Source organism: Spiroplasma diminutum CUAS-1 (genome assembly GCF_000439455.1).
In the GTDB taxonomy this organism is placed as follows: domain Bacteria; phylum Bacillota_I; class Bacilli_A; order Mycoplasmatales; family Mycoplasmataceae; genus Spiroplasma_A; species Spiroplasma_A diminutum.
In genome coordinates, this window is the sequence record NC_021833.1 from 652,336 (window position 1) to 669,094 (window position 16,759).

Sequence of the window (16,759 nt, forward strand, 5' to 3'; positions counted from 1 at the left end):
CTTTTTTACTATCCTATATACTTATTTTTTTGAAATTGAGAAAAATGTTCAATTTTTTCTTTATATAAAGATACAAATTCTCTAAATTCTTTAGATAATGCAAAGTTTTTAGAATTATTTTGTCTTGCATAAATTAAAACTTTGTTATATAAATCAACCATTCTGTTCATTTCGTATTCTTCATCAAAAACTGCAATTCCATAACCCCTAGAAATCATAGCTGTTTGAAATAATCAAAATAAATATCTAAAAGTTATTTCTCCTAAATAATTATGTAATGTAAAGTCAAAAGCAGAAGCTAATAGATACTCAACAATTGAATCGAAAGTTTCAACAATTGATAATTTTGATATTCCTTTTTCAAGTTTCTCTAAAAACTCTCTACTTTCTGGTGTATATCCTTTAAACATGTCGATATATTCTTCACTTGGGTCTAAATATTTATAAATTTGAATAAATTCTTCAATAAGCAAAGTGTCAACTCTTCTTGAAAATTTTTTTTCAAATTCCTTTACTTTTAGAACTATTTTTCTACTAACTTCTCATGATTTAATAAAACCATAAACTTCTTTACCATAAACTTCTAAAATTTCTTCATCAGTAATATCTTCATCACTAATTAATTCAAAAAGCTCATCTTTTGAATTTTTTATATTATCCAATTTTAGATAAGCGTTAATAAATGTAGCACCTATTTCACTTCAAAAATCGTCACTTCTATAAAACATTTTAACTCCCCTTAATTGTTTAAATTTTTATTAGTAAAAGCAAGAGGTAAAAAATCACTTACTTTAAACGAACCTAAGAATTCATTTTTATTATAAACCCAAACTTCTTGGTTTTCAAAAAGTAATTCAAAAAGAGTTTGTCTACATGTTCCACATGGAGAACCAAAACCCTCAGAATCTGTATATAATGCAACTAATTCTACATCATTCTTATCATAACCTTGTGCAATCATTTGTGGTAATGCAACTCTTTCTGCACAAATAGAAGGATTATATGCTGCATTTTCAACATTTACTCCCTTTATTTTAGTTCCATCTTTTAAATAAATAACACACGATACTCTAAAATTAGAATATGGTGTATAAGCATTTTCTCTTAATTCTTTTAATTCAATATATACATTTTCTTTATTTAAATTCATTTTTTAGTCCTAACTATTTGAATAGATTCTCTATTGTTGTTATTAATGCTGGTAAATAAATTAAAAATCCAATAACAACAGATAATAAAGCATTAATAATACTTGCAGCTGCACAAATATCTTTAATTTTTTTAGCTTGAATATTATATTCAAAACTCAATAAGTCAACAAAGTTTTCAATTGAAGTGTTAACAAACTCAAAACCAGTTAAAACTCCAATTGTAAGCATAACAATCGATCACTGAGTTGGAGTTAATCCTACTCAAATACCAAGACCAATTGCAAATATAACAATAATAAGATAAACAATTAAAGTTGACTCTTCTCTAAAAGCTGTAAAAATACCCCTAGCAGCATTTGCAAATTTATTTTTAACTCTAGTTCCTACTTTTGTTCTCTTTTTAATATCATTTCTTCTTGCCATTTGCCTACACCTTTTTTCTGCTCTTTTATTATACTTTAATTAACTTTTATTTCCTAAAAAAATAATGCCTTTTAATAAGGCATTATATATTCTAAATTTTGCTTTTCTAATATTTTATTAGTAAGTTCAAACATCTCTTTTTCATCTTCTTCACTAGTTTCGTGATCATAGCCCAAAATATGCAATAAACCATGAGTGAATAACCAAGCCATTTCCTCTTTTATTGAATGATTATATTTTTGAGCTTTTCTTTGAGCTTCATCGAAAGTAATAAAAATATCACCTATTTCTTTAAAACCCAATTGCTCATAAATTCCAAAATCATCATCTATTGGGAAAGAAATTACATCACCAACATAATCTTTTCCCCTGTAATTATTGTTAAGTTCCTTTGAATTTAAAGGATCAATATAATTAACTGATAAGCTTAAAATTTGATCTATTTTCAATATTTCTTTAGTTGATTTTAATAGGTTATTAAATAATAATTCATAACCTATTAAATCTTCATCTGTTTGATAATTAAACTCTAATAAATCTTTCATATTTTCTCCTAGTTTTTAAAAAGCGTTAGACATTAAATAAGATAATCAAGATATTTTATCTCCAAATATTAAAACATTATTTTTTGGGTATTTTATACTACCAATATTATTAATATTTATTCTTATTAAAGAATTACTATATTCTAATTGAGAAGAATATACAAACATACTTCCTTGATTAGTTTCTAAGATTATATAATCAATTAAATTTATATTCAAACTTTTATCACTTATTAAGTATAAATCAGAATTAATACTTCCCGAATCATCAATATATTCTTGAACAAAAACTGATCCTTGAAAAATTTGTTGCTTTTTAATTACTGAAAGTGAAAATATGAAAGTTGTAATTGCAAAAAGTAATATAACTAATACTCTAATCTCTTTTTTCATTAAATTACCTCCACTCTTTTTTCAAAAAAATTTAAATAAGCTAAATCATGATCACACATGATTACTAAACTATTACTTTTGTATTCCATAAAAGCCTTAAATAAAAAATATGCTGTATGTTTATCAACATTACTTAAAGGTTCATCAATAAGAAGCAAATCTCTATCAATAAAAAATAAACTTATAAAATTTATTATTTGTCTCTGTCCTTTACTCAAATTATTTCCATTATCAGTAATTTGCTTATTTAAATCTATTTTGTTTCTTTCCAAAATTTCTAATATTTGAAGTTTATCAAGTAATTTTAGATCTATTGAGTTTTTAAATTGTTGCATATTTTCTCATACTGTTCCTGAAAATAAATAATCATATTGACCAAGATAAAATACTTTTTCTCTATATATATTCAAATCAGCTTCTCTAAATTCAGAAGTTCCATTAATAAAAATATCTCCTTCATAATTATTAAAATGAGAGGACAATAATTTTAATAATGTAGTTTTTCCACTTCCGCTCTTTCCATAAATGAAAGTATTTTTATCAAAATTAAATGAGAAATTATTTAACAAACAATTATCATTTACATACTTATATAAATTATTTACTTCTATACTTTTAACTTCTTTAATAATTTTTAATTTATCATTAGTACTATCTTCATTTTCAAATAATAATTTTAAACTTTTATCTGCAATTATTATTTCTTGCAAATCTAAAACATAACTTGTTAAATTTGAAAAAAAGCTATTTATATAGATACTAATGGATGTATAAAATAATAAATCAGCTAATGAAAATTTATTCTTATTAATATAAAAATATGAAATATAAAATATAAGATAAAAAAATATTTTGTTAATTAATATAAAAGCAATATCAGATTTATTACTAATAAAAAATATTTTTTTAGATTCGTTCATTGATGATTTAAAAAATTTAAAATTTTTCTTCTTCATCTCTAACTCAATTCTCTTATATTTAATTTCTTCAAAACCGTCTAGTAATTCTCTGTAACTTGAAGAAAAATTTATCATTTCCCTTTCTCTTTTTAATTTTGATTCCCTAAGTAAATAGAAAATAAATAAAGATAATATAAAGCAACTTAGATTTTGTATAATTACAATTGTTAAAATAAATGGAGAAATTATTAGTAAAAATATGGAAGCCATTATAAATAAAACAAACTCTAATGGTATAGAGATTATAGTTTGATTTATAAATTCTGAAATTACATTTATGTGACTTAATTTTTTAATTCATTCTTCTTTATTTACTGAATTAAACTTTTCAATTTCCAATTTTAAAATATTATTTTTATAAGTCTTATAAATTTTATTTGTAACTTTCATTTTTATTTTATAAATTATTTTATTTAAAAAATAAGATATAGAAAGTTGAACAATCATGACACTTATAAATAATATAAAAATTAATTTTATGGTGTTTGAGTGATTTAAACTTATATTTTCCATATATACTTTTAAAAAATTATTACTAATTATAATTAAAATATTTGTAATCATAGATATTAAAAAAATAAAAAATATTTCAAGTTTAAAATCTTTCATGAAATTAAATCAATTAAAGATGGTTTTATTTTTGAAATCAATTTTTTCAATAAATTTTGAAATAGCCAAATAACCTTGATAAGCCCTTTTTAATTCATCTTTATTAATTCATATTAAATCGTTATTATTTGGATCTGCAATCAGATAATTATCTTTTCTTCTTTTATAAACAATTATAAAATGTTCAAGTTGATTTGTATTTAATACATTAAGAACTATAGGATCTGTTATTTGCATTTGCTCAAATTCTTCAAAACTACAAAGATATGAACTAATTTCAATTTTGTATTTATATAAAATCTTTTCTATATCATACAAACTTAACATTTCATCATTAAGACTATTATTAAACTTAATTTCTTCAATACCAAAATTTTTATTATGAAAATAATTAATTAACATAGTGGATACAGCTATTCCGCAATCATTTTCACTTTTTTGAGTTAAAAATTTATATTCCAAATTTATCACCAATTAATTAATCGACATATAAATAAAAAATATGCATTTTTGATGCATATTTTGAATTATTAATTTATAAATTTTTTAATTAGAATTTTACTGCAAATCTTATGAATTCAATTGCTTCTCATTTTAAATTAACTTTTTTAGGTCTTCCTTTTATAAAGAAATTAAAAGAAAATTCATCATTTTTATAGTCATTTAGTGTTGCTGAAAATTCATTAAATGATTCAATTGGTTCAATTACTTTTAAATAAAAGAAACTTCCAATACTATTTATTAATAAATCCTTTGACTTAACTACTCTTTCAGCTCCTGCACTTCCTACTTCTAATATATATGGATCTTTAAGTTCATTTATATTATCAAGTAATACAGAAAGTTTTTCATTTGCTTTTATTAAAGAATCAAAATCTATATTTTTTTTAGAAAAGTCTTTATTTTCAACAAGTACTTGAAGAACTGTTGATTCAAAATCATTTACTATATTAATTTCATAAAGTGAAAACTCACACTCATTAACAATTTCTTTTACTTTATCTAAATAGTTATTTTTAACAATTTCTAATGACATGCTTACCTCTTTTATAAACTTATTTTATATTATTTTATTTAAAAATATAAAAAAGATAATGAATTAACTTTAGAAATTAAATGAAAGTTGTTCATCATCTTTTAAATTATCTGTTATTTTTAATTTAGTAAAAATTTCAATTTGTGTTTGTGTAACTTGAGTTCTTTGTTTCAAATCACTTACACTTGTTATTTGTCTCTCACTTCTTGCATTTACAATTGAATTTGCCACAGCATCTCCAAGAGAATCAATAACATTAAATGGAGGAATCAGAATTTTTTTACCTTCCTCATTTTTAAATATAACAAATTTATTTCCATTAGAAATATTGAAATCAATATTTCTAATTTCAACCCCTCTTGCAAACATTTCCAATAAAACTTCATATATAGTAATTAATGAATTTTCCTTTGCAGTTACAGGTAATTTATTATTTTGTCTATGTTTAATATCATCAATTGCTGCTTTTACAGCTTCTTTTCCTTTTAAAGCAGTTTCTAAATCAAAGAAATCTGCTCTAGTTGAAAATCAAACTGCATAATATTCTTCTGGATAATAAATTTTGTATCAAGCAACTCTATAAGCCATAAGTACATAAGCTGTAGCATGTGCTTTTGGAAACATATATTTAATTTTTAAACAACTGTTAATGTATCATTCAGGAACATTATATTCTTTCATAAGATCAATTCATTCTTTTGAAAGACCCTTTCCTTTTCTAACACTTTCCATTATATTAAATGCATTTGAAGGATCTAATCCCATTGACATTAAATAAACCATAATATCATCACGACAACCAATTACTGATGAAATATTTGCAATACCATCTTTTATTAAAGATTGAGCATTTCCAACATACACATCTGTTCCATGACTTAATCCAGAAATTTGAACTAAATCTGCAAATGTTTTTGGTTGTGTTTCTTTTAACATATTTCTGACGAATTGAGTTCCGAATTCTGGAAGTCCTATTGCCCCTGTTGTTTCACCAAGTATTGATTCTGAATCAATATTTAGAGCTGAAAGTTCAGAGAAAAGTGAATAAACAGTTTTATCATCTGTTGGAACTTTAATTGGGTCATATCCAGTTAAATCATAAAGCATTCTTAAAGCTGTTGGATCGACATGACCTAAAATATCCATTTTAAGTAAATTATCGTGAATTGAATGAAAATCAAAGTGAGTTGTTTTTCATTCACTATTAGAATCATCAGCTGGAAAATTAACTGGAGTGAAATCTTCTATTTCATATTCCTTTGGAAGAATAATAATTCCCCCTGGGTGTTGTCCAGTAGTTCTTTTTACACCAGTTGAAAGACTTGCAAGTCTTTCAACTTCTGCTTTACGAATTAAATCTAAATTAATATTTTGTTTTTCAAAGTAGCCCATTGTGAATCCATATGCAGTTTTTTCAGCAACAGTTGAGATTGTTCCAGCTCTAAAGACATTGTTTTCACCAAAAATTTGTTTTGTAAAATTATGAGCAATTGGTTGATATTCTCCTGAGAAATTTAAATCAATATCTGGAACTTTATCCCCATCAAAACCTAAGAAAGTTTCAAAAGGAATATCGTGACCATCTCCAATTAATTTTGCACCACATTTAGGACAATCTTTTTTAGGTAAATCATAACCACATCTATATTCTTCTGGAGTTTCAAAATCACAATATTTACATTCTTGACATCTATAATGAGCTTTTAATGGATTTACTTCTGTAATAAGTGAAGTTGTTGCAACAAATGAACTTCCAACAGATCCACGACTTCCAACTAAATATCCATCATCATTTGACTTTTTAACAAGTAAATGACTTATTCAATAAACCACAGCAAAACCGTGTTTAATAATTGAAGCTAATTCTTTTTCTAAACGAGCTTTAACAATTTCTGGTAGTTGTTCACCATAAAGTAATTTTGCATTTTTATAACATTCATCAGTTAAAAGTTTATCAACATTTTCAATATTTGGTGGATATGAGCCTGACCTTATAGGACTAATTTTTGAATCTATTAAATCAGCAATTTTATTTGGATTTTCAATTACTAGTTCATTAATTAATTCACTATTTTCCAATCATTTAAAATCCTCTAACATTTCATTAGTAGTTCTTAAATGTTGATCAGGATTATCTTTCACTCTTTGTTTGAAATCATAAAGTGGATGATAAGATCCTCCAAGTCCTTTTGTGTTTATATAAATATCTCTAATTTTTTTAAGCTCTAAATCAATATAATGAGCATCACTTGTTGCTATAACTGGAACATTTACTTCTTTTGCAAATTCAATGATTATTAAAATTAATTTTTTTAATTCATCCATTGTTAAATCTTCAGTTTGAATTAATTTTTTATAAACACTTAGTGGTTGAATTTCAATGTAATCAAAAGTTTTTATTGCTTCTTTTAGCATTTCATATGTTCCAGTTCTTGCATATTCAAAAACCATACCATTTATACATCCACTTCCAATTAGAATATTTCCTTTTTCTCTAAATTCTAAAAGCTTTGATTGAAATATTTTTGGAGATCCTAAAAAATTATCAGTATGTGAATAAGAAATTATTTTATATAAGTCTTTTAAACCTTCTTGATTTTTTGCCAATACATTTACATGAAAACCTCTAGATCTTCTAAAGTTTTCATTTTCATATTTATCTTTATTAAATTTATCTCAATCAGAATCAAAATCAATTGGAAGAATTTTTTTAGCTTCACTTCACATGTGTTCATACATATTTGTTAATACTTCTGCATCATAATCAGCACGGTGAGCAATTTTTTCATCATAAAGAATTTGATATGCTTTAGCAACAGTTCCTAATCTATGATTTTTAAGTTTTGGTTGAAGAACTCTTGCAAGAGAAAGAGTATCAATAACTGTATTTGTCAATTCACCATAACCAAGTTTTTTTGCATAAGTTTGTAAAAAATTAAAGTCGAAATTTGCATTATGGGCAACCAATATTCCATCTTGAATTATTTCCATTATATTTTTAAATTCAACTTCAATTGAATTTTTATCTGCTAACATTTCATTTGTAATATGAGTAAGCTCGGTTGTAAATTTTTTCAATGGTTTTTTAGGTTTTATGAAAATATCATATTTTTTTGAAGTACCTTCTGCATAATCATATACGTTTGCTCCAAATTCAATTATTTCATCATGTTCAGGAGAAAGACCTGTTGTTTCTAAGTCAAAAACAACAAATTTAGCTTCTCTTAAATTCTTTTGTTTTGGATTCTTTACAAGTCATACTTCATCTTGAAGCATTACTACTTCACTACCATAAATTAATTTAAGTTGATTTTCAGGTTCAACACCCTTATTAGCAGCTAACAGAGCATAATATGCTTCAGGAAATGATTGAACATTTAAATGATCAGTAATAGCAATTGATTTTCAACCAAATCTTTTTGCAGCTTCAATATAATCTTTTGCACTACTTACTCCATCCATTACAGACATTTTTGTATGAGTATGTAATTCAACTCTCTTAAATTTAGCTTCATCTTTTCTAAATACTTTTTTTGACTCTATTTTTTTATATTTATTTATATAGAAAATATATGTTTTATCAAAACTTGAAAAGTTAAAATTCCCATTAAACGAAACTCAATCACCTTTTCTTATAATTTGATTTTCAAATCCAGTCATTTGTTGCTTTGTTTCTTCTGTTATCTCATCAAAAAAAGTTGGATCATTATTTCTTTGAAAGAAAATACACATAACTGATGAAGTTCCATCACTAATGGCAATATTATAAATATTTCTTCCAGCTTTTGATTGTCTAATATTTTTAGAAATCACTTCACCATGAATTGTAACGTTTTGTGCGTCTTCTTCTAAATCAACAATTTTATCATAAGTTGCAATATTTAAAATATCGTCATTTGATCTATATTTTGGTTTTGAAAGAGTTGGTGGAGATTGTTTTTCAAAAAGTTCATTTTTATTTGTAGATATAAACTGACTTGCTTTCTCATATTTTTCTCTAGTTGATTCTAAAACATCAACTTCTAGATTTTCTTTAACTCTAATTTCTAAATCAACATTTCTAAAACCATATTTCAATAACTTATTTTTATAATATTCTTTATGCTCTTCTAAAAGTAATTTTTCAGTTTCATTTGAAACATTAAAAAATACCATTCTATGATCATTAAAATAATCAACTGTTGATGGAGAAAGAATTTTTATTGTTCCTGTTTTAACTTCTGCTTTTTGTTCTTTTACATATTCAATATGATTTCAAATTAAATCTTTTGAATAATTATTATCTTCTACTCAAAGATTTAATTTTGTAGATACATAAGTATTTGTCAACATAGTTGTTTCAATTTTATGTAATAGATGAATTGGCAAGAAGTTTTTAATTTTTATAAATACTCTTAATTTATTCGATGTATTACTAAATTCTGCTTCTTTATAAAAGTGAGCTTGATCAAAATATGTTTCTTCTTGTTCATCTAAAAAAACATTTAAGCTATCAAATAATTCTTTAACTTGTTGATGCATATTTCAAACTTCTCCTTTTGTACTATTACATTATAAAATCTTTTATTGTAATTATCACAAATAATAATAAAAATAAAATTGCTCCTGCTGAATTCACAATAATTTTATATTTTGTTGGTAATTCTTTTCTTATTATCATTTCTATAAAATTTTCAAGTAATCTATAACCATCTAATGGAGGTATGAAGATTAAATTTAATATAAATAAATTGGCACTTATTGTGGCAACATATAAGAAAAATTGTTCAGGACTTTGAAGCAATGTTGCAGTTTGTTTTGCAACTCCCACAGGTCCTACTAAATTTGAAAATTTACCTGTAAAAATTCCACCAATTGCTTCTAATATTGAAAATGATGCTTTAAAAGTTTCACCTCATCCAGCTCCATATGCTTGTCCTGTAGTTTTATAAATTCGACTTGGAGCTGCAATCCCAACAGAACCATCAAGTGTCATAAACTCTGTGATTTTTGCTTCTTGATATTCTTGTAAAGCAACTCCACTATATTTATCGACCTTTTTATATGCAAAACTTATTTTTACATTTTCTTTATCTTTTGCCAAAGGTAAATTGTTTATAAAATTATAAACAGTTTTCTTATAGTCAACTGCTTTATTGTTTAATAAATCATTTATTTTATCATCACATTTATCTTGTTCAGAATTTTCACTACATATGTTATCAAATAAAACATCATCATTTGATTTCATTGTTCAACCTCAAATTACATAGTCTTGACCAACATAATTTAAATTAATTCCAGCTTTTTCTTCTTCATTTTTAATAGCCAAAGCAGCAACTTTATTTTGATCATAGATTGAACCAAAATAACTCATATCATTTCTTTTTTCTCCAATTGCTGCAAAAATTGATGTAAATAAAAGTAAAGCTACAAATAAATTCATAGCAGGTCCTGCTAATATAAAAAACATCTTTTTTCATCTTGCAATGTAATCTAATTTTCTCTCATCAGGAACTACTACATCTTCTCTATCTTTTGGTGCATCTGCTTTATCTGATGCAATTGAACAATACCCCCCTAATGGAAATGCTCTAATAGAAACTCATGTTTCTTTTCCTTTGAATACAAAAATTCTTGGCCCAAAACCAATTGAAAATTCATAAACATATGCTTTGGACATTTTTGCAACAATTAAATGTCCAACTTCATGAATAGTTATTAAAAGTAACATAACAATTATTCCAATAATAAATGCTAATACAACCATTCCTGTACTAACTTCACTCATGCTTTATTCCCCTATTCTTGATATTGTTTTTTTTCTTATTGCAGCATCATAATCAAGTATTTGCTGATAAGTTGTTAATTCAATATTTTCACACTCTTCAAATATTATTTCAACAATTTCTGTTATTTGATGAAATTGTATTTTTTCATTCAAAAAGTATTCAACACAAATTTCATTTGCTGCATTTAAAGCAATTGATTTTGAATTTTTCAATTCAATACATTTCAAAGCAAATTTTATAGGTTTAAATCTGTTTTGATCAATTTCTTTTAATTCCAAATTTATTAAATCATTAAATTGTAAATTTTTTTGTCTATCATATGAAATTCTTTTTGGATAATGTAAAAAGTAATTTATTACTTGTTTCATATCAGGTACAGACAATTGTGCTTTAATTGATCCATCTTCAAATTCAACCATAGAATGAATTATTGATTGAGGGTGTAATAAAGTTACAATATTTTTAATTTTAAATAAATGATATGCTTCTAAAATTTCAAAAGCCTTATTAAACATTGTAGAACTATCAATAGTTATCTTTTTTCCCATATCTCAATTCGGATGTTTTAGTGCATCTTTTAATGATACATTTGCAGTTTCTTGTAATGTTAAATTTCTAAAACTACCCCCCGATGCAGTAATAAATAAAGTATTTACTTTATTTTCATTTTCTAAACATTGAAAAATTGCACAATGCTCTGAATCAATTGGATATATTTTTGTTTCACTTTTTTTAAGCATCTCATTAATCAAATTTCCAGCAGTAACAAATGATTCCTTATTTGAATTTAATAAAATTAAATTATTTTCAATTGATTTTAATGTTACTTGTAAACCAAAAAAACCACTTAGAGCATTAATGACAATTTCATCTTTATTTGAAAATAATTTTAAAATATCTTCATTATAAAATTCAATATTTGGGTATTTTATTTCTAATTCACTTAGTTTTTTTGTTGAATAAATTTTTTTTAAAGTTGGAAATGAATGTAAAAAAGATTCAACTTGTGAATCATTTTTACCTACGCTAAGTGCTATTAAATTAAATTTATCTTTATTTTCTTTCAACAATTCTATACATTGTTGTCCAATATTTCCTGATGCTCCAAATAGTATAATATTTTTTATCATATTATATTAAAGCAGCACAAGATATAAAGATAAATAAAATGAACAATGAGAATATGATTGAGTCTAATCTATCTAATGCTCCCCCATGACCTGGTATTAAGTTTGAATAGTCTTTTATTTTAACTTGTCTTTTTACTCATGAAAATAGTAAATCTCCAAATAAACCTATTATTGGGAAAACAAGAGATAATAATATATACATAATAACTTCAAGAATAACTGAAGTAGATCCTAAACCTTGCATAATTTCTCTTAAAGGTTGAAACTCTTTTAATGGTGTTACAAATTGGAAAATCATTGCAAATACTATTCCAGTTCCACTTGCCACACCCATACCAATTAGTGCTCCTTCTCAAGTTTTTTTTGGACTAATATTTGGACTTAGTTTAGTTTTTCCAAATCTCATTCCACCAAGATATTGAAATGAATCACTTAAGATAATCATTAATCATATTCAAACTATTGTATTAAATGAGAACATTGCTCTATCTCTTTCACCATTTGATGAACTTAAAGCCAATGATGTAACTGAAAATGCTTTTAATGCAAGAATAATGATTATTGTCATTACAACATTTATTAAAGCATTTTTCTGATTAATTCTTTTATCTGCAAAACCAATTATCATTGTTATAAATAAGTAAATAGTTAATAAAACTGGAAATTGTCATGCTCCAAATCAACTAGTTGCTCCAGTTAAATTCATAGCTTTATAAAATGAAAAATCATATAGAATTTCACTTGATGGAAAAATAAATAGAATTATTGATAGTGTAATTAACAATACCTGATAATATCATTGTTTAAATCCCATTGTTTTGTTCATTTCAAAATTACAAATTCCTAATAAACCAATAGTCAATATTATTGAAGTATAAGACGCAGCTTCTGATGGTGTTTCTATATATGTTTTTAATGAAGTATAAACAGCTCCAGAAACAACAAAACCTAAAAGTAAAACAAGAAGAACTAAAGTTGAAAATACTCTTGTTCTTAGATTTCTTTTTACAGAGTCTAATTTGAATCTATTATTACCGATTTTATCATCTGTAATTGGATCAATTTCAACAGTATCTGTTATTTCAAAATCTTTATCATTAATTTTCATCTTTTATTCCTCCAAATCTTCTATCTCTATTATTATAGTCATTTATTGCTAAGTTTAAATCTTTTTCTTTAAAGTCTGGTCAATAAATATCTATAAAGTAAAGTTCTGCATAAGCTAACTGTAACAACATGAAATTGCTAAGTCTCTTTTCTCCACCAGTTCTTATTAATAAATCAACTGCGGGACAATTTTTTGTATACATATTTTCAAAAATATTTCTAATAGTAAAGTCATTAACTTTTAATAAATTACTATTAATATTATTTAATACGATTTTAAAAGAATTTTCCACTTCTTCAAATGATCCATAGTCCAAAGCTATTTGAACAGTTATCTGGTCTAAATCCTTTGTTTTTTCTTCAATTTCTTCAATTGATTCTCTAGTTTTCTGAGGAACTTTATTCCTTCTGCCAATTCAAATTACTCTAATTCCCTCTTTGATATATTTTTCTTGTTCTTTTTTTGAAAATATTTCTCTTGGAAACTGCATTAAATAATTTACTTCTTCTTTTGGTCTATTTCAATTTTCTGTTGAAAAACAAAACATAGTAACATACTTAATACTATTTTTTTTACACTCTAAAATTGTTGGATAAATATTTTCCATACCAATTTTATGTCCATATGTTCTTGTTTTATTTCTTTGTTTTGCTCATCTTCCATTACCATCAAGAATAAAAGCAATATGTTCTAACTTTTTAATAAATATCCCTCATTTTTATTTAGTTACTTGTAACTCTCTTAATGGTGTTGTTAAATATTGATAACCATCTTTTGTAACTAAGATATCATCTTCAATTCTAACTCCCCCAATTGTTGGAATATAAATTCCTGGTTCTACAGTAACACACATTCCTTCTTGTAATGTTTTGTTTCCTGCAACAGAATTATATGGTTCTTCATGGATTTCAATTCCCAAACCATGACCTGTTCCATGAGTAAAGTATTTACCATAACCTTTACTGTCAATATAGTCATAACAAATTTTATGAATTTCATTTCCTTTAATTCCAGGTTTAATACTTTCAATACCTAATTGTTGTGATTTATATACAATTTCATATATTTCTTTTAGTTTTTCATTGTCAGTATTGCCAACTGCAAAAGTTCTTGTCTGATCAGAACAATATCCATTGTAATAGCATCCCATATCTAAAGTTACGAATTCTCCAAGTTCAATTTTTTTATCTGTTGGTACAGCATGAGGCATACTTCCGTTTTCTCCACTTGCAACAATTGTGTCAAAACTTAATTTTTCAGCCCCATTTTTCAAGAATGAATCACTCACAAATCTAGCAAGTTCTTTTTCGCTCATTCCTGGTTTAACAAAATCTAAAACTTCTAAAAAAACTTTATGAGTAATATCACATGCCTTTTTAATTTGTTCAATTTCTCATTGATCTTTTACCATTCTAATTGCATCAAAATTGTAAGCAATCATTTCTGAATTTAATTTTTCTTCAAATATTTTTGAATCTTTTACAAAAACTCAATCACTTTCAAATACTACTTTTTTAATATTATTGTTTGCTATTTCATTATTTATTAATTCATATAAATTTCCAAACTCCAAAATTTCATCAATATTTGTTAATAATTTTGAATTTCTTGCAGCTGTAATATATCTTCCATCAACAAATAAATATGATTTTTTTTGAGTATATAAAATGTATCCCAATGATGATTGAAATCTTGAAAATCAATATCTATTTTGTGGTGAATTTAACAAAATTGCATCAGCACCTGTTTCATTTAAAATCTTATTTAATAATTCTTTTTTCATATTTTATCGCCTCTTCTTATATAACTATACAAAAAAAAGGAATAAAAAACCTTATAAAAGTATTTTTATATTCCTTATTTTTTTTGTTTGTGAACTTGGTGAGAATTACATTTAAAGCAGTGTTTTTTAACTTCGATTTTTTCTTTTCTCTTGTCATTTTTTGCTATGTAATTTTCTTCTTTACAAGTTGTGCAACGTAGAATAACTCCTTCACGCATACTTTTAAGCCTCCTTGATAATTCATTTAAGATATTAAGCAAATTAATAATACCAAAAAATATAATAGTTTTCTTATTTTTTTTAAAATTTGATACTTTTTTTAACAAAAGATGAATAAAAAATATTAATGATAATAATAAATTAGAAAATATTATCTAACTGTGTGATCTAGCAAAAAAAAAAAAAAAAATGTTGAAAAAATAAAATTATATAGTATTATCTATATAGATAGTTATCTATATAGATAACTATCTTAAGGAGGATATATGCTTAGAGTTTCTTTAGGATGTACATGTGAAGTTTGTACATGTACAGATTGTAAATGTGGTAAATAAAAAATAGAGTTTAAAACTCTATTTTTTATTATTACAGTTTGAACAGGTCATTAAATTTTTCTCCACTTGTAAATCAGATACAAAAGATTTTAAACTATTTACCATTTCTCTATTCACTTTATATATTTTTGAATTTTTATCTTTTATTGAATTAATTAAACCCACCTTTTCAAGTAATTTCATATGATAACTTAAAGTTGGTTGTGTAATATTCAAATTATCCAAAATATTTTGAGCGCATTTATTACAACCACAATCACATATCATATTTATTATTTGTAATCTTGTTGGATCGCCTAAAACCTTAAATATTTCAGCAAATTTTGTATAATTTTCTTTCATAAATGTCTCCTTAAAAATCATTTCAAGATTTAATAAAATTATAACAATTTTAAATTAATAAACTAATACTTAACAAAAATGTGTAAAATAATAATAGTAATTTAGGAGTGATTAAAGTGAGAAAATTACTTAGCGTAATTTCAGCCACAGCACTAGTTGGAACATCAACTTTAACTGTTGTTTCATGTAGTTCTAATAAATATTTTAAAGAATTTAAAAAATGAATTGATAATAAAGAATCATTTTTATTATATATTGGAGCAGATGACTGCACACATTGTATAGATTTTGAAAATGCAAAAAAAGATAATTCTGATAAATTTAATGAAAAATTAATGCAAATAACAACTGGTTATAATCAAACAATAGCAAATAATGAAAATGAATATCCAGAAACAATGACAGCTTTTGGTGAGAAGTTAAATAATGAAGTTGATTTTAGAGAATTTAAAACAGAAGAATTAGCAAATAATTTTAAAGAAAAATGAAGTAAAAATATAATCTCATGAATGGTTGATCAAGTAACGCCAATTTATAAAGATAAAACTTATGGAAATACTGGTACAAATGATACAGTTGCAACAAGATTATCAAAAAAAGCTGTTGAAGCATACTTTGATAGTTCTGATAATAAAGGAACTCCAATGTTTATTCTTATAAGAAATGGTAAATTAGTTTCTTGAAACGTTGGTTATTCAAAAAGTTCAGAAGTTGGTCATAGTGGAGTTGATATTGAGAAACTATTTGATCCAATTATTGAAGATATGAAATATAAAGAAATTGAAGAAAAAATGGTAACTAAAATTAACAATAGTGGCTCTTCTACTGGTGGAGGCGAAGGTGAAACTAGTGAGGATACATTAAGCTTTAATTATGCATTGAATGACCAAGATTTAATTAATAATTATTATTTAAATAAATAAAAAAATTAGTCAAATTCGACTAATTTTTTTAT

General features: G+C 24.5%; 16 protein-coding genes. 1 reads left to right on the plus strand and 15 read right to left on the minus strand.

Features of this window, described 5'->3' with window-relative positions; all coding sequences use genetic code 4:
- Window positions 1-8 precede the first annotated feature (8 nt).
- The 15 genes from SDIMI_RS03010 to SDIMI_RS03080 form a co-directional block, all read right to left on the minus strand.
- Window positions 9-728, minus strand: a complete 720-nt coding sequence (locus SDIMI_RS03010) for a hypothetical protein (RefSeq protein ID WP_020836526.1) — start codon at window positions 726-728, stop codon at window positions 9-11.
- Between the two features lie 11 nt (window positions 729-739).
- Window positions 740-1,150 (minus strand): cytidine deaminase, encoded by a 411-nt coding sequence (gene cdd / locus SDIMI_RS03015; protein WP_020836527.1) that lies wholly within the window; start codon window positions 1,148-1,150, stop codon window positions 740-742.
- 13 nt (window positions 1,151-1,163) lie between these two features.
- Window positions 1,164-1,574, minus strand: a complete 411-nt coding sequence (locus SDIMI_RS03020; RefSeq protein ID WP_020836528.1) for a diacylglycerol kinase family protein — start codon at window positions 1,572-1,574, stop codon at window positions 1,164-1,166.
- 71 nt (window positions 1,575-1,645) lie between these two features.
- Window positions 1,646-2,119, minus strand: a complete 474-nt coding sequence (gene ybeY / locus SDIMI_RS03025; protein WP_020836529.1) for an rRNA maturation RNase YbeY — start codon at window positions 2,117-2,119, stop codon at window positions 1,646-1,648.
- Window positions 2,120-2,134: 15 nt separating this feature from the next.
- The gene (locus SDIMI_RS03030; RefSeq protein WP_020836530.1) at window positions 2,135-2,512 is read right to left on the minus strand and encodes a hypothetical protein; all 378 of its coding nucleotides are present in this window, start codon (window positions 2,510-2,512) and stop codon (window positions 2,135-2,137) included.
- Entirely contained in the window at window positions 2,512-4,542 is a 2,031-nt protein-coding gene (locus SDIMI_RS03035) for an ATP-binding cassette domain-containing protein (protein ID WP_041618299.1), read from the minus strand. The genes SDIMI_RS03030 and SDIMI_RS03035 overlap by 1 nt, the downstream gene beginning before the upstream one ends.
- Window positions 4,543-4,630: 88 nt before the next feature.
- On the minus strand, window positions 4,631-5,116 hold the full coding sequence (locus SDIMI_RS03040; RefSeq protein ID WP_020836532.1) for an LSm family protein: 486 nt from the start codon (window positions 5,114-5,116) through the stop codon (window positions 4,631-4,633).
- Between the two features lie 69 nt (window positions 5,117-5,185).
- Window positions 5,186-9,637 (minus strand): PolC-type DNA polymerase III, encoded by a 4,452-nt coding sequence (locus tag SDIMI_RS03045; protein ID WP_020836533.1) that lies wholly within the window; start codon window positions 9,635-9,637, stop codon window positions 5,186-5,188.
- Between the two features lie 25 nt (window positions 9,638-9,662).
- Complete coding sequence (locus SDIMI_RS03050; protein ID WP_020836534.1) at window positions 9,663-10,886, minus strand: M50 family metallopeptidase; 1,224 nt, start codon at window positions 10,884-10,886, stop codon at window positions 9,663-9,665.
- Window positions 10,887-10,889: 3 nt separating this feature from the next.
- Window positions 10,890-12,017, minus strand: coding sequence for a 1-deoxy-D-xylulose-5-phosphate reductoisomerase (gene dxr, locus SDIMI_RS03055; protein WP_020836535.1), 1,128 nt, complete (start codon window positions 12,015-12,017; stop codon window positions 10,890-10,892).
- 1 nt (window position 12,018) lies between these two features.
- Window positions 12,019-13,125 (minus strand): phosphatidate cytidylyltransferase, encoded by a 1,107-nt coding sequence (locus tag SDIMI_RS03060; protein WP_020836536.1) that lies wholly within the window; start codon window positions 13,123-13,125, stop codon window positions 12,019-12,021.
- Window positions 13,115-13,834 (minus strand): polyprenyl diphosphate synthase, encoded by a 720-nt coding sequence (gene uppS / locus SDIMI_RS03065; protein ID WP_041618301.1) that lies wholly within the window; start codon window positions 13,832-13,834, stop codon window positions 13,115-13,117. The genes SDIMI_RS03060 and uppS overlap by 11 nt, the downstream gene beginning before the upstream one ends.
- A 9-nt stretch (window positions 13,835-13,843) precedes the next feature.
- Window positions 13,844-14,908, minus strand: coding sequence for an aminopeptidase P family protein (locus SDIMI_RS03070; protein ID WP_020836538.1), 1,065 nt, complete (start codon window positions 14,906-14,908; stop codon window positions 13,844-13,846).
- A gap of 74 nt (window positions 14,909-14,982) precedes the next feature.
- Window positions 14,983-15,126 carry a 50S ribosomal protein L33 gene (gene rpmG / locus SDIMI_RS03075; protein WP_041618302.1) on the minus strand — a complete coding sequence of 48 codons (144 nt, stop codon included), beginning with the start codon at window positions 15,124-15,126 and terminating at the stop codon, window positions 14,983-14,985.
- A 354-nt stretch (window positions 15,127-15,480) separates the two neighbouring features.
- A complete protein-coding gene (locus SDIMI_RS03080; RefSeq protein ID WP_020836539.1) occupies window positions 15,481-15,804 on the minus strand; it encodes an ArsR/SmtB family transcription factor in 324 nt (107 codons plus the stop codon).
- Between the two features lie 116 nt (window positions 15,805-15,920).
- Here SDIMI_RS03080 and SDIMI_RS03085 point away from each other — a divergent pair, with 116 nt between their 5' ends.
- Window positions 15,921-16,727, plus strand: a complete 807-nt coding sequence (locus tag SDIMI_RS03085) for a lipoprotein (protein WP_020836540.1) — start codon at window positions 15,921-15,923, stop codon at window positions 16,725-16,727.
- The last annotated feature ends 32 nt before the right edge of the window (window positions 16,728-16,759 follow it).